The organism is Thiorhodovibrio frisius, assembly GCF_033954835.1.
GTDB lineage: Bacteria > Pseudomonadota > Gammaproteobacteria > Chromatiales > Chromatiaceae > Thiorhodovibrio > Thiorhodovibrio frisius.
In genome coordinates, this window is record NZ_CP121471.1 from 739,051 (window position 1) to 757,098 (window position 18,048).

At 61.9% G+C, this 18,048-nt stretch carries 13 protein-coding genes; all 13 read left to right on the forward strand.

Features of this window, described 5'->3' with window-relative positions; all coding sequences use genetic code 11:
* The first annotated feature begins 22 nt into the window (after positions 1-22).
* The 13 genes from rlmB to hflC all read left to right on the forward strand — a co-directional run bounded on the left by rlmB (position 23) and on the right by hflC (position 18,017).
* The gene (gene rlmB / locus Thiofri_RS03735; protein WP_009150372.1) at positions 23-865 is read left to right on the forward strand and encodes a 23S rRNA (guanosine(2251)-2'-O)-methyltransferase RlmB; all 843 of its coding nucleotides are present in this window, start codon (positions 23-25) and stop codon (positions 863-865) included.
* A 16-nt stretch (positions 866-881) separates the two neighbouring features.
* Positions 882-2,969, forward strand: coding sequence for a TonB-dependent receptor plug domain-containing protein (locus tag Thiofri_RS03740; RefSeq protein ID WP_143741985.1), 2,088 nt, complete (start codon positions 882-884; stop codon positions 2,967-2,969).
* Entirely contained in the window at positions 2,953-3,591 is a 639-nt protein-coding gene (locus Thiofri_RS03745; protein WP_051023944.1) for a YfiR/HmsC family protein, read from the forward strand. The genes Thiofri_RS03740 and Thiofri_RS03745 overlap by 17 nt, the downstream gene beginning before the upstream one ends.
* Entirely contained in the window at positions 3,581-5,008 is a 1,428-nt protein-coding gene (locus Thiofri_RS03750) for a GGDEF domain-containing protein (protein ID WP_009150375.1), read from the forward strand. Before Thiofri_RS03745 ends, Thiofri_RS03750 begins: the two co-directional genes overlap by 11 nt.
* A gap of 120 nt (positions 5,009-5,128) precedes the next feature.
* On the forward strand, positions 5,129-7,240 hold the full coding sequence (locus Thiofri_RS03755; protein ID WP_083848541.1) for a TonB-dependent receptor plug domain-containing protein: 2,112 nt from the start codon (positions 5,129-5,131) through the stop codon (positions 7,238-7,240).
* A gap of 38 nt (positions 7,241-7,278) precedes the next feature.
* The gene (locus Thiofri_RS03760; protein WP_143741987.1) at positions 7,279-7,872 is read left to right on the forward strand and encodes a hypothetical protein; all 594 of its coding nucleotides are present in this window, start codon (positions 7,279-7,281) and stop codon (positions 7,870-7,872) included.
* Positions 7,873-7,883: 11 nt separating this feature from the next.
* A complete protein-coding gene (locus Thiofri_RS03765; protein WP_009150378.1) occupies positions 7,884-10,796 on the forward strand; it encodes a response regulator in 2,913 nt (970 codons plus the stop codon).
* A gap of 45 nt (positions 10,797-10,841) precedes the next feature.
* Entirely contained in the window at positions 10,842-12,710 is a 1,869-nt protein-coding gene (gene mutL / locus Thiofri_RS03770; protein ID WP_009150379.1) for a DNA mismatch repair endonuclease MutL, read from the forward strand.
* Between the two features lie 127 nt (positions 12,711-12,837).
* Positions 12,838-13,812, forward strand: coding sequence for a tRNA (adenosine(37)-N6)-dimethylallyltransferase MiaA (gene miaA / locus Thiofri_RS03775; RefSeq protein ID WP_040857411.1), 975 nt, complete (start codon positions 12,838-12,840; stop codon positions 13,810-13,812).
* Positions 13,813-14,078: 266 nt separating this feature from the next.
* Entirely contained in the window at positions 14,079-14,336 is a 258-nt protein-coding gene (gene hfq, locus Thiofri_RS03780) for an RNA chaperone Hfq (RefSeq protein ID WP_009150381.1), read from the forward strand.
* Positions 14,337-14,360: 24 nt separating this feature from the next.
* Complete coding sequence (gene hflX, locus Thiofri_RS03785) at positions 14,361-15,677, forward strand: ribosome rescue GTPase HflX (protein WP_009150382.1); 1,317 nt, start codon at positions 14,361-14,363, stop codon at positions 15,675-15,677.
* Between the two features lie 238 nt (positions 15,678-15,915).
* On the forward strand, positions 15,916-17,091 hold the full coding sequence (gene hflK / locus Thiofri_RS03790) for an FtsH protease activity modulator HflK (RefSeq protein WP_009150383.1): 1,176 nt from the start codon (positions 15,916-15,918) through the stop codon (positions 17,089-17,091).
* Positions 17,091-18,017: a protease modulator HflC gene (gene hflC / locus Thiofri_RS03795; RefSeq protein WP_009150384.1), complete on the forward strand. Its 927-nt coding sequence runs from the start codon at positions 17,091-17,093 to the stop codon at positions 18,015-18,017. Before hflK ends, hflC begins: the two co-directional genes overlap by 1 nt.
* The last annotated feature ends 31 nt before the right edge of the window (positions 18,018-18,048 follow it).

Sequence of the window (18,048 nt, forward strand, 5' to 3'; positions counted from 1 at the left end):
AGGGAGAGCAGAGCGAATCACCATGGCCAAGGGGAATGGGAACGCCAAGGCGGGTGGCAGGGGCAAAGCGGATGGCGCGAGTAAAGCCTGCGTCAGTAACGCGGATGGACTGGTGAGAAGCGCAGGTGCCGCGGTCGTGATTGGCATCAATGCCGTGCGCGCGGCCCTGAGCCAGGGCGGGGTGCGCGAGCTGTGGCTTGACCGCGCCCGGCGCGATCGTCGTCTGAATGAACTGGTCGAGCAGGCGCGCGCCGATGGTGTGCCCGTGCGCCAGCAGGCCCGGGATGCGCTCGATGATGCCGCCCGTGGCGGTAATCATCAGGGTGCGCTGGCCTGGACCGATGCGCCCGCCGCTCGCACCGAGGCCGATCTGGACCAGTTACTTGCGGCCGGCCCGCGCGACCCGCTGCTGCTGGTGCTCGACGGCGTCACCGACCCGCATAATCTGGGCGCCTGCCTGCGCTGTGCCGACGGTGCCGGCGCACTCGCGGTCATTGCCCCGCGCGATCGCGCCGTGGGGCTGAATGCCACGGCGGTCAAGGTGGCCAGCGGTGCCGCGGCCAGTGTGCCTTTCGTGCAGGTGACCAATCTGTCCCGCACCTTGACCCAGCTCCAGGAGCGCGGGTTCTGGGTTCTTGGGTTGGCTGGCGAGGCATCGCACAGTCTGTTCGAGCTCGATTTAAAGGGCCCGCTCGCACTGGTGCTCGGCAGCGAGGGTAAAGGCATGCGAAGGCTGACGCGCGAGCACTGCGACCAGCTCGCGGCCCTGCCGATGCGCGGTCAGGTCGAGAGCCTGAATGTCTCGGTCAGCGCCGGGATTTGTCTCTATGAGGCTGTGCGCCAGCGGTTAGCGGCTGCGGCTTAAGCCGAGACCAATGGCAATGTCTGCAGCTCAACCTTATTTTGGAGGCGTCTTGATCAGCTGCGCGCAATTTTCGTCTCTTGGCGCCTGGACGCGCCAGTCCCTGACGGCAACTGTCTTGCTGACATCTCTGCTCAGCGCGGCGGGTTTCGCCAGCGAACGGGCTGGGGAAGTCGCGGACACCGAATCGCTCAATGACCTGCTCTCCATCATCGACCAGCAGACGCAGCTTGCTACCAAAAGCGGCATGAATGCCGATTATGTGCCAGGCATGGCGACGATTTTAACCGGCGATGATCTGCGCGCGCGCGGCGTGCGCTCGGTCAGCGAGGCACTGGCGCTGGTGCCTGGCATCAGCCAGGCCATCGAGATGACCGGCGAGCGCCAGATTCTGAGCCGCGGCATCGGCTACGGCTACGCCTCGGGCAATCTCAAGATCCTGCTCGATGGCGTGTCGATGAACGCCACCCTCTATGCCACCGCCAACCCGGTGCTCAACATTCCCATCGAGCAGGTCGAGCGCATCGAGGTGATTCGCGGCCCCGGCGCCTCGGTGCATGGGGAGTATGCCTTTGCTGGCGTGATCGATGTCATCACGCGCACGGGCGACCGCGAAGTCTCGGCCTCGGCGATGGAGGACGGCGATTACGGTGGCGGCCTGATGTGGCACTGGGCCGACCCCGAACGCGATCTGGCGTTGTCGGTCAATGCTTACGGGTTGGATGGCGACGGCGGGGTTGATGTCGCCACCGATGCGGCCTTCAACCTCGGCATGCCCGAGATCTCCAATGCCCCGGGCCTCTCGAATGAGTCGCATCGCTATCGCGGACTCTTTGCCGACATCCGCTGGGGCGCTTTCTTTGGCTCAATCAAGCTGCTCGATGACGACTACGGCGACTATTTCGGCATCAATCACTTTTTGCCGCCGGATGATGACCGGCTGGCCTCGCGACAGCGTTACCAATCCTTGCAGCTTGGCACCGATCTGACCTTCAATGCGCGCTGGCGCAGCCGGCTACGGTTCGAGGTACTTCGCTACGAGCGCGACCGCGATGATCTGTTTGTGTTTCCCACCGGCTATTTCTTCGACGACGAGTCGGTAGTCATGAGCCAGGATTATCAGGAAACCCGCTATTTAATCGCCGCTGATACGCACTGGAACCCGAATGATCGCCATCAGGTCCTCTTTGGTCTGGAAGCCAGTCATGTGGAGGTGGACGAGGCCACCTGGGACTGGCCAGCGGCGTTTGAAATCGACTTCCCCTGGCTGGATGACCAGCGCAACCGGCGCATCCTGAGCGCGATCGTGCAGGATGAATTCCGCCTCAACGAGCGGCTGACCCTGACCGGCGCGCTGCGTTTTGATGACTACAGCGATGTCGGCTCGCATCTCAGCCCGCGGCTGGCGGCAGTTTGGCGCATCGATGCCGAGAACATCATCAAGGCGCAGTATGCGCGCGCCTTTCGCCCGCCGACCTTCTACGAGCAGGAATACTCCGCCACCGATGACATCGGCTTTGGCGAGATTGCGACCTACGAACTGGGCTACATCCTGAAAAAGCCGACCTGGGAAGGGCGGGTGATTGTGTTTCACTCCGAGTTGACCGACCCGATCGTCTTCTACAGCCCCGAGAGTGCCTATGCCAATGTCGCTGATGCCCGACTGCAAGGTGTGGAGTTTGAGTATCAGCAGCGCCTGCGCCGCGATCTTAAGCTCGATGGCAACCTGTCCTATGTCCAAACCCGAGATGAAAGCAGCGGCCGCTCGCTGCCCGGCGGCACCAACCTGCTGGCGAATCTGGCGCTGATCTGGCGCCCGGCGCCGGCCTGGACTCTGGCCGCGCAGCTGGCCTATGTTGGCGAAACTGAGCGCCGCGAGGACGATGACCGCGACCCGCTCGAGGCCTATACCACGCTGGACCTGACGCTCAGTTATGCCAAACCCGGCTCGGGTCCCTTCGCACGTCTCGGGGTCAAGAATCTCGCCAATGCCAATGTGCGCTACCCCGATCAGGAGGCGAGCGCTGGCGGTGTCGACTGGATCTACGCTGACGATTACCCCCGTCCCGACCGGCGCTGGTGGCTCGAGCTTGGGTACGCGTTCTGATCGCGTGATCCCGCCCGAGTCAGGCTCCAGTCCTGGCAGTCCGCGCATCTCCGCGCGGCGGCGTCTGCCTGTTGCCTTTTTGTGTCTGGTGCTGGTGGGTGTCGCGCTAGCCCAGGCAGCGGCGTTGGCGGGCGGCCTGTGGCCGGAGGAAGAGCAGCGCCTGCGGGTCGGGCTCAAGCTCTTTCCCGCCGTGCTCGGCGCTGTAGAGGACCTGAAGCGGGACCACAGCCGCGATGGCCAGTTGCATATTGCGGTTGGCTACCAGACGCTAGATGCCAGCGTGCGTGAGGTGGTGAGCTCCATTGAGGAGGTTGGGGAGGTGCAGGGGCTGCGGCTTAAGGTCAGACCCGTACCCATTGCTGACTTGCTTGCGGAAGCGGACGCATCGCTGGCCGCGGTGTTCGTGGCGAGCGTCGGGATGGCCTCGGCACAGTTGCAGCGTCTGTCTGAAGGGCGCGGCGTTCTGGTCTTTTCCCCTTTTACCGGCGATGTGGCTCGAGGCGCGGTGGCTGGCGTCTATGTTACCGACCGCATTCTGCCAGCGGTCAATCTCGCGCAGGCCGAACGCGCCGGTCTGCGGTTCAAGGCGTTTTTCCTGCGGGTTGCCCATCATGAGGAGTAAGCGCGGCTTTATGGGTTCCCTGCATCGCTCGCTGGCATTCGAGCGCAATCTAGCGATTTTGTTCGCCAGCCTTGGCGTGCTGCTGATGGCCTTGATGACCGGCTACTGGCTGCTGGTGCTGGAGCCCAATCTGCGCGCCGATGCCGAAAGCCGCGTGCGCGCGCTGGCCCAGGCGCAGGCGCGCAGTTTGGAAGTGCTGTTCGGGCTCGACTTGGCGCAGTCGCGATTGCTCGACGAACTCGACACCCGCATCAATGGGATGCTGTTGCTCAAGGAGCCTCAGGATGACTCCAAGCTGACGCTGCGCATCGAGCTGGAACTGGACCCCGATAGCGCTGCAGTCCCGCCTGAGCGCCAGCGTCTTGCGCGCGGACAGGCGCAGTGTCCCGACTGCCTGAAGGTCGATGCGCCCCTCTATCATCCGCGCAATCAACAACTCATCGGTATCGCCACCTTTTACTGCAATACAGCTTCGTTGAACCGCCTGATCGGTGATGTGCGGATCAGACTGATCTGGGCCGGCGGCAGCATTCTGGCCCTGATTGTTGTGGCCTGGCTCGGAACTGTGCGGTTGCTGCTGCGTCTGCGCGAAAGCGAATCGAATGTGCGCAATTTGCTCGACGTCGCCCCCTTCCCGATCCTGCTGCTGGAGCAGGACCAGCGGCGTATCGCCCTGGCCAACAAGGCGGCGCAGCGTTACCTGGGGCTTGTCCCCAATGCGACCGGGCGGCTCGATAGCATGGCCTGGCTAAGAATCAGGGCACTGGGGATGGACCTGTCTGGACCCCAACGGCGCGAGATTCAGCTCAACTCAGAGGGCGGCGAACAGCGCTGGGCCATTTTGTCCGCGACCGAGGTCAATGTCTCGAACGCGCTTCACCCAGTGGTGTCGCTGGTGGATGTCTCCGAGCTCAAGGCCGTGCAGCAGCGACTGCACCTGGCCGCTAACACCGATGGACTGACCAAAAGCTACAACCGGCGTTTCCTGTTCGAGCGGCTGGAGGAAGAGATCGCCCGCACCGAGAATGACGGCCATTCGCTCTCGGTGATCCTGTTCGACCTGGACGAGTTCAAGGCCGTTAATGACACCTATGGCCATGCCGTTGGCGATGCGGTGCTGATTCAGACCGCCGAGGTCATGCGCGATTGCATTCGCGCCGCTGATACCTGCGGGCGTTATGGCGGTGAAGAATTCCTCGTCATTCTGCCCTTCGCGACCCGCGCTACCGCTGCAGAGCTCGCCGAGCGCATCCGCGTTGGCATCGAAAGCCTGCCCCCGATCCGGCCCAATCTGAAATTGACCATCAGCGGAGGCATTGCCGAGCATTGTGGAACCGACGTCGACAGCCTGCTCGAAGCCGCCGACCGCAATCTCTACCTGGCTAAGCAGCAGGGGCGTAACCGGGTGATCGGCTAAGCGGTCTCTGCGCGAATGCCGCATAATGACTGCTCTGGTCGCGCTCGGCAGACGCCAAAATACACTTAAATCAAGTGTGACAAGAAGCAATCTGGTCAGGGCATTTTTCGCGTCGGAGATATGGCTTTATCCACACGGACACCTCGATTCGGCACTGGCATTCTTGTCCTGCTATGCGCGGGGCTGTCGATGCCGGAATGCGGCATTGGCCGCGAGGCTGCGGGGGAGTTCGATCCATCAGAGCAGGGGTTGGAGAGCCGGTCGCTCGAATCCAAGGTTCTTGACGTGATCGCTGACGCGACGGAGATTGCCACCAAGAACCGCATGAATGCGGACTATGTGCCCGGCATCCTGACCATTCTAAGGCGCGATGAGATGATGGCTCTGGGTGTGCGGACTGTGGCGGAAGCTTTGACGCTGGTGCCCGGCGTGGTCATCGACCGTCGGCAAGAAGGTCGCTTCACTGCATCTTTTCGAGGCCTTGATAATGGGAATAATGAAGTCAAGGTTCTGATTGATTCCGTGCCGCTGAATAACAGCCTCGCGGGAAACTCGACGTACTTCGAGTTACCGATTGCGCAAGTCGAGCGTATCGAGGTGATTCGCGGCCCTGGCTCCGCGCTCTACGGGGAATCGGCTTTCGCGGGCCTCATCAACATCGTTACCTACTCGCAACCCTACGCACACCTGCGCTACGGTGACAATGGCACCACGGAAGTCGGTGCCATCTACCGCTTTGACGACCCCGAGCGAGACCTTTCGCTGCGAGTGAACCTGGCAGGCTGGGATAGTCGCGGGGCTGATCTGTGGGTTGAGAGAGACCTGCTCCATACCATCGGGCTGGCTTCAGTCTCCAATGCTCCGGGGCCAGTCGATAGTGGCGAGCAATATCGATTCGGGCAGCTTAAACTTGATGTGGCCAATGCCTCGCTGTTCGCGCAATACCAGTTTAGCCGCAAAAACGCCTTCTTCGGCAGCACCGGCGTCCTGCCTGATGCGTCTGGTCGCAACAACCGTTTGGATGACAGTCAATGGTTGCTTCAGGGCCGCGTTGACTTTGCGCCAATGGCCAATCTGAACGGTGCTTTCATCCTCCGCTGGCAACAGGTCGAGTCTTTCTTCGACAAGCTCCTGCGGCCTCCCGGTGCGCCTGCGGTGCCAGACAGCCCTCTCCTGCCAGATGGGTTGTACAACGAGAGATGGTTGTCGGCTATGTCGACCAAAGCCGAGACCTTTCTCGAATGGACGGGCTGGGACCACCACAAGTTGCGCGTCGAGTTCAGCATTGCAAGGGATGAGGGACTCGATGCATGGCGAGCCTTCAACGCCGATATCTTTACCTTCGAACAGTTGCCCGAAATGCGCCGCTATTCGGGAGAACTTGCGACTTTTACGCCAGATGCGGCGCGTACAGTCAGCAGCCTGGCTATTCAGGATGAGTGGTCCATCCTTGAAAACCTCGATCTGACGCTAGGCGCACGCTATGACCATTACAGCGATCTTAGCGACAGTTTTTCTCCTCGCATTGCCGGTGTCTGGCGCATCAACGACAGGCACGTGGTTAAAGCTCAGCTTGCCGGTGCGTTTTTTCCGCCCACGCTGCTTCAGCGGTATTATGTTCCGTTGCCGCCGACAGAGCAGGAAACGCCGGATAGACCGCAGCGCGTTCACACGGCGGAGATCGGCTACATTTTCCGCAAGCCGAACACTGTCGCCCGCCTGACCCTTTACTACTCCAAGTTATTTGACATCATCGTCACGACTCCTGAAGGCATCTTCAATCGCGGCAAAGAGCGTCTGAAGGGGGTCGAACTCGAGTGGGAGCAGCGGTTCTGGCGCGACTTCAAGCTGGATGCCAATCTGAGCTATGCGGACACTTTAAACGAGGAGACTGGTGGCCCGATACCGGGCGCGGCAAAATGGCTTGGGAACCTTAGTCTTTTCTACAGGCCCCGCAAAGAGGTCCTGCTGGCAGGACGCTGGCGCTACGTTGGGGAGCGAATGCGTGATCCACTGGACTCCCGTTCCGATCCGCTGAATGCTTACAATGACGTTTCCCTAACGCTAAGCTGGTTTGATGTCGGCACCAAAGGGGTGACGCTGCGCGCGGGGGTGACCAATTTGTTGAATGCCTCGATTCGCTCGCCCGCCCCCTTGGATACCTACGAATACGACTACCCTTTGGTCGAGAGTCGTGCACTCTGGGCTCAGATTTCTTACACCTTCCCCTAGCGCCGATCAGAATGTCAGCTAAAACTGCTTGGGGTGCGGTGTCAGGCGGGCGTCTGGCGGCGCCATCCGTTCGTTTTTGTGCTGCGCTGGCACTCTTTGGAATATTCTTGGCAGCAGGTGTCCAGGATGCTACGGCCGCAAGCGCGGGCGAAAAACGGCGCGTCGAAATTGGCCTTAAGATTTTTCGTGCCACGCTCGCTGCCGACCTCAATCTGGTGCAGAAGCTCGATCAACAGCAAGGGCTCGCAATCGTGCTTTTTTATGCCAATGATCGCGCCTCTGCGGAGCGTTACCGAGAGCGGCTTGCCGAGCCGGGCGGGTTGTTGGAGCATCGATTGCACATCTCGTTGAGCGACGACCCGGCTTTGCGCGCCTTTTCGGCAAGCCCGCCTGCCGCTATGTTCATTACCGAGCCGCGCCTTCCATTGGCGACTTTGCAGTCTCTGAAGACATTCAGTGCTCGCCATTCCCGAGTCCTGTTTTCACCCTTTGAGGCCGATGTGGAACGAGGGGTAGCGACTGGGTTATTTGTGGGTGCCCGTGTGCAGCCTTTTGTGAATAGCCGCGCCCTTCGAGCCAGCAGCATTAGTCTGCAAGACTTTTTTCTGGATATTGCGAAGAAGACTGACTGAAACCCATTGCCATGCATGCTTTTGCCCGCTGGATCACCTTCGCCTTTGTGCTACTTGCGCTGGGACTCGGTGCGCTGGTTGCGGGTTACTGGCATGTCGCGCTAAAGCCTGGACTTGGTGACGAGGCTCAGCATCAGGCAAACCTGATGGCCCAGGCTCAGGCAGACCGCCTGGCCGGCGCTCTGGTCCTTGCCTTGACCGAGGCGCGCTCGCAGTCACTCAGAGATGTCGTGAACGAACTGCTCAGCCTTAAGGAGAAAGACAGCGGTCGGCCATTTTTCTCAGGCGTCTTGATCGAACTGGCACCCGAAGGAAATGCTCTTGATCCCGCACTGCTTCAACAGGGCGACACCCGGTGTCAGCATTGTCTGGTGGCTGAGGTGCCTCTGCTCGACCCGCGCGACTTTCATTTAATTGGGTTGGCCCGGTTTTTCACAACGGATCAGTTCTTGCGCGAGCATCTGCGCGTTTTCCGTCGCCACTTGCTGATTCAGGCAGCACTCGGCGGCGTTCTGCTGGTTGCTGCCTGGGCCGGCGTCCTGGCATTGATGGCACAAATGCAGCGCCAGCGTGATCGTCGCGAGCGTGCCGAGCAAACAACGGCCTGGACCCAGGCACGCTATGAGCGGTTGCTCAACCGACTGCAGGGCTATTTCGTCTACGCCCGATCAGCGGATGGCCGGCTGCTCTTTGCCAGTGACTCCGTGCGGGAGGTGCTGGGTTGCGAGCCACAGGTATTCTGCAGTGAGCTCGAGCGGTTTCTCGTCGATGTCAGCAGTGCGGCTGCGGTGTTTCCCTTAGGCGCGGGGCACGCGCAGCTGTCAGCCAGCAGCGTGGTGCGGGTGCGCAATGCCTGGGGACAACTGCGGCAGCTTGAATGCACCGAAACCCTTGCTGTCGATGCCCCTAATGGGACCATGGTCATCGAAGGTGTCGCGCGCGATGTGAGCACCCAGAAAGAGCTCGAAGCCAGTCTGCTCGAAGCCAAAGAGCGCGCCGAAAGCGCCAATCGTGCCAAGACCGCGCTGCTCGCCAATGTGAGCCACGAGCTGCGCACGCCGATGTCGAGCATCATTGGTCTGGCAAAACTTCTCCTGCAAGCCGATATTCCGCCGGCGCAGCGTGATCGGGCCAACAAAATTCGCGCGGCAGCCCAGTCCCTGCTCAGGATTCTCGATGACATTCTGGCGGTCTCCAAGATGGAAGCCGGACGGGTCAGACTCGAAGAACGGGACTTCATGCTCGACGAGGTGCTCGAGCAGATTGCTAGCTTCGCCGCGATCAGAAATCGGGAGCCGTTGCTAGACATCGCTTTTGCTATCGGCCCTGGCGTGCCGCGGCATCTGCGCGGCGATCCTGTGCGCCTGGGTCAAGTGCTCCTGAACCTGACCAGCAATGCGATCAAATTCACGCCGAGCGGCTCGGTGTTGCTGTGCATCGAGCAGGCTGCGCGCGCGCCAGGCCGCAGTGAGGCGGTTGGTCAGCCTGATCAGCGCGACAGGCGCAGCGTCAGACTGAAATTTGCGCTTGAGGATACGGGCATCGGCATCGCTTCTGAAGACCTGCAGCGCCTGTTTCAGCCCTTTTCGCAGCTCGACGCATCTGCAAGCCGCACTCAGGGTGGGACAGGTCTGGGGCTTGCGATTTCGCGCCATCTGGTGCAACTCATGGGCGGGGACATCGAGGTCGAGAGTCAGCCCCAAGGGGGCAGCATTTTTCGGTTTGCCGCCGAGTTTGGTTTGTCGCAGGAAGAGGAACAACTGAGCGGACCGAACTGGCCTGAGCCGGTCACACGCGCCCTGATCGTCAGTGATCGCGAATTGACGCAAGCACTCTTTGGCCAGTCACTCAACCGCTTCGGTCTGGCAGTGGCGCTGGCGACCTCAAGCAGCGAAGCCCTGGCCATGCTCGGCGACGCCTGCCGAAAAGAGCGTGCTTTTGCGCTGGTGCTGATCGACGCGCGCCTGGCCGATGCCCAAGCTGCCGCTGTCGCCGCGCGGCAAATGCGCCAACAACCGGAGATCGACCCCAAACCGGCGGTCGTGCTGATCGGAACGCTTGGCGCGATGCAGAGTGACCAAGCGCAGACTGGCGATGGACTTTTTGACGGCCTGGTCACCAGTGCTATTTCGAATGCTGCATTGCGTGGGGTGCTGCTCTGCGCATTGGACCAAGCGCTGCCCCAAGATCGTGAAGTATCCCAGCTGCGCGCGCCTGTCGGGCAGATTCCACCTGGTACCCGGGTTCTGGTGGCTGACGATCATGCCGTCAACCGCGAAATCGCGGTCGATGTCCTTGAGGGCTTGGGATTCGAGGTGACCGCTGCCGCCGACGGATTCGAAGCGCTCGCCTGTCTTGGTCGGGAGAGGTTCGACGCCGTGCTGATCGACATCCGCATGCCCGGACTCGATGGCTTTGAGGTGACAGAGCGCCTGCGCGCCGACCCGCGCCTGGCGCGTCTGCCGGTCATCGCGCTGACCGCCCATGGAATGATTGAGGGCGAGCACCTTTGTCGCGGGGCGGGAATGAGCGGCTTACTGAGCAAGCCGCTCGACGAAAACGAGTTGCTGAAAACCCTGTTGCCCTTGTTGCGTCATCACGACGCCAAGGGACCAGATGATCGGAGAAATGACCAAGCGCCTGCCTGGGCCGGCACCGAGGCTGACTTCCACAGTCAACTGACCCGGGCAGTGCCAGTCATTGCCGATTATGTTGCGCGCGAGCAACAGGCCGATGCCATCGCCTTGGCGCAGCGACTCAAAACAGCCGCGCGACTCGCCGGTGAAACCCAGGCCGCCGAAGCACTGGCGGATTTGCAGCGGGCGCTGGTCAAGAGCGATCCCGTCGTTGATCCGGGAAGCTTGCTTGAGCCCTTCATGACCCGAGGGTCGGAGATGGAGCAAGACCGCAAGGTCGGTGGTTGAGTCCCTGGGTTGCCTGTCGCCGGCCTTTCTGTTTCTATTCAATGGATGACACGCATCAGGCCGCTACCACCCCAGCTGATTAACCAGATCGCCGCCGGCGAGGTGATTGAGCGTCCGGCGTCTATCGTTAAGGAGTTGGTGGAGAACAGCCTGGATGCCGGCGCGCGCCAGATTGAGGTGCGCCTGGAACGCGGCGGCGCCAAGCGCATTCTGGTGCGCGATGACGGCTGCGGCATGACGGCCGAAGAACTGCCGCTGGCAGTCTCGCGCCATGCCACCAGCAAGATCGCCTCGCTGGCCGATCTGGAATCCGTTGCGACCTTGGGTTTTCGCGGCGAGGCGTTGCCCAGCATGGCCTCGGTGGCGCGGTTGCGCATTGTCTCCCGCCGTGCCGAGGGCGAGCATGGATTTGCCATCACGGCCGATGGCAGCGACCAGACCCCTGCGGCGGAGCCGGCGGCCCATGCTCCGGGCACCAGCGTCGAGGTGCAGGATCTGTTTTTCAATACCCCGGCGCGGCGCAAGTTTCTGCGCACCGAAAAAACCGAGCTTGGCCATATCGAGCAGCTCATTAGGCGTGTGGCGCTGGCGCATGCTGCGGTCGGCTTCCGGCTGGAGCACAACGGGCGCTCAGTGCTAGATCTGCGTGCCGCCGGCGGCGGGGAAGCAAACCTGCCGCAGCGGCTTGAGCAAACCCTGGGTGGCGAATTCCTTGCGGCCTCTCTGGTGCTCGACGATCAGGCGATCGGACTGCGACTCTTCGGCTGGGTCGCGCAGCCGGCTTTCAGTCGCTCGCAGGCGGATCGGCAGTTTTTTTTCGTCAATGGCCGCATGGTGCGCGACAAGCTGGTGACCCATGCGGTGCGCCAAGCCTATCAGGATGTGCTGCATCACAGTCGCCATCCAGCCTATGTGCTGTTTTTTGAGCTCGACCCGCGCCAGGTCGATGTCAATGTCCATCCGGCCAAGCAGGAGGTGCGCTTTCGCGAGGCGCGCCAGGTGCATGATTTTATTTTTCGTGCCCTGCATCGCCGGCTCGCGGGTGGCACCATGGCTGAGGGCATGCCGGCGGACGGGGTCGGCCCGGCGGCATCGCAACCATCTGACGCGCAGCCGGTTGCTCAGTCGTCGCCGTTACCGCCACCGACAGGGCGCTCTCCGGCGGCAGGCGCGCAGGCATCATTGCCGCTGCGGGAATCCTCCGGAGCTTACGCGGCCAATTTCGCCTGGCAGCAGCCCTGGTCTGCGGCCGAGCAGGCCCTGGCTGAGAAGGCTGCCGGCGATGATGAGACGACCCTGGACCAGGCGCGGAACGCCGTCGGGGAAGTGCCGCCGCTGGGTTTTGCCCTTGGCCAGCTCAATGGGGTCTATGTGCTGGCGCAGGCGCTGGACGGCCTGGTGATTGTGGATATGCACGCCGCGCATGAGCGGGTGTGCTACGAGCGTCTGAAAAGCGCCTGGCAGGCAGACGCTCAGGTGCGCCGCCAGCCCTTGCTGGTGCCGGTCAGCGTGCGGCTGAGTCGCGCCGAGGTGGATCTGCTCGAGGCGCATGATGCCGACTTGCAGGCGCTGGGCCTCAGGGTCAGCCGCCTGGGGGAGGAGCAGATCGCGGTGCGGGAGATTCCGGCCATGCTGCAAGGGGCGGATGCGGAGCAGCTGCTGCGAGATGTCCTGTCCGATCTCGCCGAGCACGGCCAGAGCGCGCGTTTGCAGCAGCAGGCCAATGCCTTGCTCGCGACCATGGCCTGTCATGGCTCGGTGCGCGCCAATCGTCGGCTGACGCTACCGGAGATGAATGCCCTGTTGCGCTCCATGGAAGCGACCGAGCGGGCAGATCAATGCAATCACGGGCGCCCGACCTGGGTGAAGCTCTCCCAGCAGGAGCTTGATCGGCTGTTCCTGCGCGGGCGATGAAAAATGCAAGCGGCAGCGGCGGTGAACTTGCCGTGATCTTACGGATTCATTGTCAGGGGCGGGCCCAACCATGAGCCTTGGGAAGCGTCCTGCGGATCGGTACTCCCTGCCACCGGGGATCTTCCTGATGGGCCCTACGGCCTCGGGCAAGACGGCCTTGGCGATTGATTTGGTCGAGCGCCTACCGTGCGAGATCATCAGCGTCGACTCAGCGCTGGTGTATCGGGGCATGGACATTGGCACGGCCAAGCCGTCGCTGGACATTCGCGCCCGGGTGCCACACCGACTGATTGATATCCGCGATCCCAACGAAGCTTATTCAGCCGCGCAGTTTCGGGTCGACGCATTGCAGGCCATGGATGAGATCACCGGCGCGGGTCGGATACCGCTGCTGGTTGGCGGCACTATGCTCTATTTTCGTGCGCTGGAGCGCGGGCTGGCGCCCCTGCCGCCGGCGCATCCTGATTTGCGCCGCGATCTGTTGCGTCAGTTCGAGCGCCTGGGCTCGGCGCCGATGCATCGCTGGCTGGCGGTGCTGGATGCGGCCAGTGCGGCGCGCATTCACCCCAATGATCCGCAGCGCATTCAGCGCGCGCTCGAGGTCTATCTCACCACCGGGCGCGCGCTGGGAGACCATTGGGCGGAAGCTGCTGCTCAAGAGTTGCCTTATCGGGTTGTGAAACTTGCTCAAGCGCCCGGGCTGGCAGTGGGGCAGGCCCGATCATTTCAGGCCGGACCACTTCAGGCCGGATCAGGCGAGCGCGAACGCCATGCCTTGCGTGAGCGCATTGCCGCGCGTTTCGACGCCATGCTGGCAGCGGGGTTTGAGGCCGAGGTGGAGTCTTTGCGCGTGCGTGGTGACTTGCATCCCACTTTGCCGTCAATGCGTGCCGTTGGCTATCGGCAAATGTGGCACTATCTTGATGGCGACTATGATTTCGCGCGCATGCGCGAACTCGCCATCACGGCAACGCGGCAACTTGCCAAGCGACAGCTGACCTGGCTGCGCTCGGAAAGCGACTGCCTGTGGTTGCCCGAGGGTGCGCCTTTGCTCGATCAGGCACTGGAAAGGCTGGCCTGCGCTGGCATTGGCGCGAGTTGATGCGAGCGAACTTTTTAGGCTAGTCGGCGGATAGAAGACCGAAGCATGATCTTAGTATGGCGCATATTTTGCTGAGCACCTATGGTCCCAGCCATCCCGAAGAATGAAAAGCCGGCGTTTTTCAAGACTCAAGCCAGAGATCGCAAGCCATGGAGTTGATCAGGCACCGGTGGCTCTGTGATAACGTATCAGCGAAATCCGTTTTTCATAGGTGCAGCGGACATTGCTGACGAAAGCGGACCCAAACAACAATAGAGTATTTCAGTATGTCGAAGGGGCACAGTCTTCAGGACCCATTTTTGAACGCACTGCGCAAAGAGCGCGTGGCGGTTTCGATTTTTCTGGTCAATGGCATCAAGCTCCAGGGGCAGATCGAATCCTTCGATCAGTTCGTGGTCTTGCTCAAAAATAACGTCAGCCAGATGATCTACAAACACGCAATTTCCACCGTGGTGCCCTCGCGCAACGTCAAATGGTCCTATCCAGATGATGACGCCGAGCCGGACGAGTCCGAAGCGGAATGAGGCAACAGCTGCGATGTGGTCGCGATGTTTGAGCGACCGGACGCGGGCGAGCGCGCGCTTTTGGTGCAGCTTGCCATCGGCAGAAAGCTCGACGCCGAGGAGACGACCGAATTCCGCCTCCTTGTCGAGGCGGCCGGGGCGCTTGAGGTGGGCTTGGTCACTGGCACGCGTGATGCCCCCGACCCGCGCTTTTTCGTTGGACAGGGCAAGGCGGCTGAGCTGGCCGAGCAGGTGGCCGCGACTGACGCGGAGCTTGTGATTTTTGATCATGCCCTGAGTCCGGCGCAGGAACGTAACCTGGAGCGCCGATTATCCTGCCGTGTGGTGGATCGCAACGGGTTGATTTTGGATATTTTCGCTCGGCGCGCGCGCTCGTTCGAGGGCAAACTCCAGGTGGAACTGGCGCAACTGCGGCATCTGTCGACTCGCCTGGTGCGCGGCTGGACCCATCTCGAGCGCCAGAAGGGTGGTATCGGCCTGCGCGGGCCGGGTGAAACCCAGCTCGAGACCGACCGGCGCCTGCTCGGCCAGCGCATTGTTGCCTTGAACAAGCGCCTCGAGCGCATTGAGACCCAGCGCGCCCAGGGGCGCCAGGCGCGGGATCGCGCCGAGATCGCCACAGTGTCTCTGGTGGGCTACACCAATGCCGGCAAGTCCACCCTGTTCAATCGCCTGACTGCGGCCGGGGTGTTTCAGGCCGATCAGCTGTTCGCGACTCTGGACCCAACGCTGCGTCGCCTGGAGCTGCCTAATGCACCGGCCGTGGTGGTGGCGGATACGGTCGGATTCATTAGCCAGTTGCCGCACGAGCTGGTCGCGGCCTTCCGCGCGACCTTGCAGGAAACGCGCTCGGCGGCATTGCTGCTGCATGTCATCGACGCCGCTGGCAATGAGCGTGAGCGTTGCGAGCGGGATGTCGAACAGGTGCTGATGGAGATCGGCACCGAGGGCATTGCGCGCCTGCGGGTGATGAACAAAATCGACCAGCTCGCGGACCAGGGGCCGCGAGTGGATCGCGACGCGGCGGGGCAGGTGACGACGGTGTGGCTGTCTGCGCGCACGGGTGATGGCGTGGAGCTTCTCATTGACGCACTGGCCGAGCGTTTTCGCGGCCAGGTTGAAAACTGTCAGCTCGAGCTTAATCCTTCAGAAGGCGCCCTGCGCGCCTGGCTCTATCGCCACGGGCAAATTCTCGCTGAAGAAGCCAGGGCGGATGGCGGCTGGACCATGGCGGTGATGATCGACCGCGAACGCCTGCGCAGAGAGTTGAAGCGTCATGGTCGGCTTCTGGATGCGCGGGCGCCTGCGGCCGGGACAACACTTGAGGCCGCTTGCCAATAAGGTTGTTGTCCGCGAACAAATATGCCGGCTGTCAGTTTGCAGAGGTGACTTTATGCGCCGAGTCAGGCAAGGGGCTGCCCGCCGCGAAGCGGGTAAGCGAAAGCGCTAGGCGGCAGAATTTCCTGTATGGTGAGGCCGCGCATTGTCGCCGGGGCCTGGAATACCTAAAATGCCCGTTTGATGGTCGTGGCGCAGCATGCATCAGCACCTTCTAATTATTAGCCCAGACGGAGACACTATGGCCTGGAATGAGCCGGGAGGCGGAGGCAAAGACCCTTGGGGGTCCCAGCAGGGAAACCAGGGTGGACCGCCCGATCTTGATGAGATCGTGCGCAATTTGCAGGACAAAATGAAAGGCCTGTTCGGTGGCGATTCGGGCGGTTCTGGTGCTGGTGGGGGCTCCGGTGGTGGTTCACCTGTCGGGCCGCTTGGGGCATGGGCCGTCGGCATCGTCATCGGTGTGCTTCTGGTGCTCTGGCTCGCCACCGGCATTTACATCGTCGACCCGGCCGAGCGCGGCGTGGTGCTGCGCTTTGGTGTCTATGAAAGAACCACCCAGCCTGGCCCGCACTGGCACTGGCCCTGGCCGGTTGAGCAGGTCGAAATTGTCAATGTTGACGAGATTTCGTCCTTCAGCCATAAAGCCCTGATGCTGACCCAGGACGAAAACATCGTCGATGTCGAGCTGACTGTGCAGTCGCGCATCGAGGATGCGTCCAATTACCTGTTCCAGGATCAGAATCCCGAGAAAACCCTGCGTGATGTGACCGAGACCGTGGTGCGCAAGACCATCGGTGGCAGCAAGCTCGACTTCATCCTGACTGAGGGCCGCAGCGCCGTGGCGGCGACCATCCGCGAGCGCGTCCAGGCCCTGATCAAAGAGTACAAGACCGGGCTCCTGGTCACCTCTATCAACATGCAGCCAGCCAAGCCACCGGAGCAGGTCAAAGAGGCTTTCGATGACGCCATTAAGGCGCGCGAGGACAAGGAGCGCTCCGAGAACCAGGCCGAGGCTTACTCCAATCAGATTCTGCCGCAGGCACGCGGTGAAGCGGCCCGGGTGATCGCTGATGCCAAGGCTTATCGCGATCAAGTCATTGCCGAGGCCGAGGGTGAGAGTTCGCGCTTCCTGGCGGTGCTGACGGAATATCGCAAGGCACCTGAGGTGATGCGTGAGCGTCTGTATCTGGCTGCAATGGAGGATGTCATCGGCGACAGCCAGAAGGTGCTGATTGATGTTCCCGACAGCAATAGCCTGATGTATCTGCCGCTGGATCAACTGATGAAAAACACGGGCGCAGGTGGTGGCAAGACCTCAACCGGCGACTTGTCGAGCGCCTCGAGTAGCGACACGAGCAGCTCGACGGCCCAACGGCCGATGCGCAATGTGAATCGCGAACGGAGGACCCGCTGATGACGGACCGCATGAAACTCCTCTCGGGCGTCGCCGTCCTGGTGCTTGTCGGGGCGGTCGCCGCTTCGGCCTTTATCGTGTATCAGTGGGAGATCGCGATCAAACTCCGCCTGGGTGAAATCGTCGGGTCGGAATATCAGCCGGGTCTGCACTGGAAGGTGCCGGTGCTGAACAAGGTGATCAAATTCGACGCGCGCATCCGCACGCTTGACTCCCAGCCTGAGCGCTTCCTCACCATCGAGAAGAAAGACGTGATCGTCGATTCTTACGCCAAATGGCGCATCAATAATGCGGCGCAGTTTTTCCGCTCCACCGGCGGCGACAGCGCCCGCGCCGCGCGCCTGCTGGCCGAGCGCATTAACACCAGCCTGCGTGACGAGTTTGGCCGACGCACCATTCAGGAGGTGGTCTCGGAAGACCGCCTGGAACTGATGCAGGTGCTGACCAGTAAACTCGACACCCAGGCCACAGAGTTGGGCGTCGAGGTGGTTGATGTGCGGGTGAAGAAGATCGACCTGCCACCCGAGGTCAGCGAGTCCGTCTACAACCGCATGCGCGCCGAGCGTGAGCGGGTGGCGAGCGATCTGCGCGCCAAGGGTCACGAGGCCGCTGAGCGCATCCGCGCCGATGCCGACCGCCAGCGCACGGTCACTCTTGCCGATGCCTATAAGGAGTCAGAAGAAACCCGAGGTCTGGGAGATGCCAAGGCGGCGCAGGTCTACGCGGATGCCTTTGAGCAGGACCGCGAGTTCTATGCCTTCTACCGCAGCCTGGATGCCTACCGGAAATCTTTCTTGGGCAAGGACACGACCATGGTGTTGGCGCCAGACTCGGAGTTTTTCCGTTACTTCAACAATCAGCAGGGCGCGGCCGTCTCCCCGGACGGGGCTGGCACTGGCGCGGACAGCCGTCTGCGCGTGCGCTAGATGCGCGCGTGCCGGTATTGGCTGACGCCGG

Excerpts from the sequence above, each read along its gene's own strand:
- hflK (WP_009150383.1), top strand. The coding sequence starts at position 15,916 with ATGGCCTGGAATGAGCCGGGAGGCGGAGGCAAAGACCCTTGGGGGTCC.
- mutL (WP_009150379.1), top strand. The coding sequence starts at position 10,842 with ATGACACGCATCAGGCCGCTACCACCCCAGCTGATTAACCAGATCGCC.
- hflX (WP_009150382.1), top strand. The coding sequence starts at position 14,361 with ATGTTTGAGCGACCGGACGCGGGCGAGCGCGCGCTTTTGGTGCAGCTT.
- Thiofri_RS03755 (WP_083848541.1), top strand. The coding sequence starts at position 5,129 with ATGGCTTTATCCACACGGACACCTCGATTCGGCACTGGCATTCTTGTC.
- miaA (WP_040857411.1), top strand. The coding sequence starts at position 12,838 with ATGGGCCCTACGGCCTCGGGCAAGACGGCCTTGGCGATTGATTTGGTC.
- Thiofri_RS03765 (WP_009150378.1), top strand. The coding sequence starts at position 7,884 with ATGCATGCTTTTGCCCGCTGGATCACCTTCGCCTTTGTGCTACTTGCG.
- hfq (WP_009150381.1), top strand. The coding sequence starts at position 14,079 with ATGTCGAAGGGGCACAGTCTTCAGGACCCATTTTTGAACGCACTGCGC.
- Thiofri_RS03740 (WP_143741985.1), top strand. The coding sequence starts at position 882 with ATGTCTGCAGCTCAACCTTATTTTGGAGGCGTCTTGATCAGCTGCGCG.
- Thiofri_RS03750 (WP_009150375.1), top strand. The coding sequence starts at position 3,581 with ATGAGGAGTAAGCGCGGCTTTATGGGTTCCCTGCATCGCTCGCTGGCA.
- hflC (WP_009150384.1), top strand. The coding sequence starts at position 17,091 with ATGACGGACCGCATGAAACTCCTCTCGGGCGTCGCCGTCCTGGTGCTT.
- rlmB (WP_009150372.1), top strand. The coding sequence starts at position 23 with ATGGCCAAGGGGAATGGGAACGCCAAGGCGGGTGGCAGGGGCAAAGCG.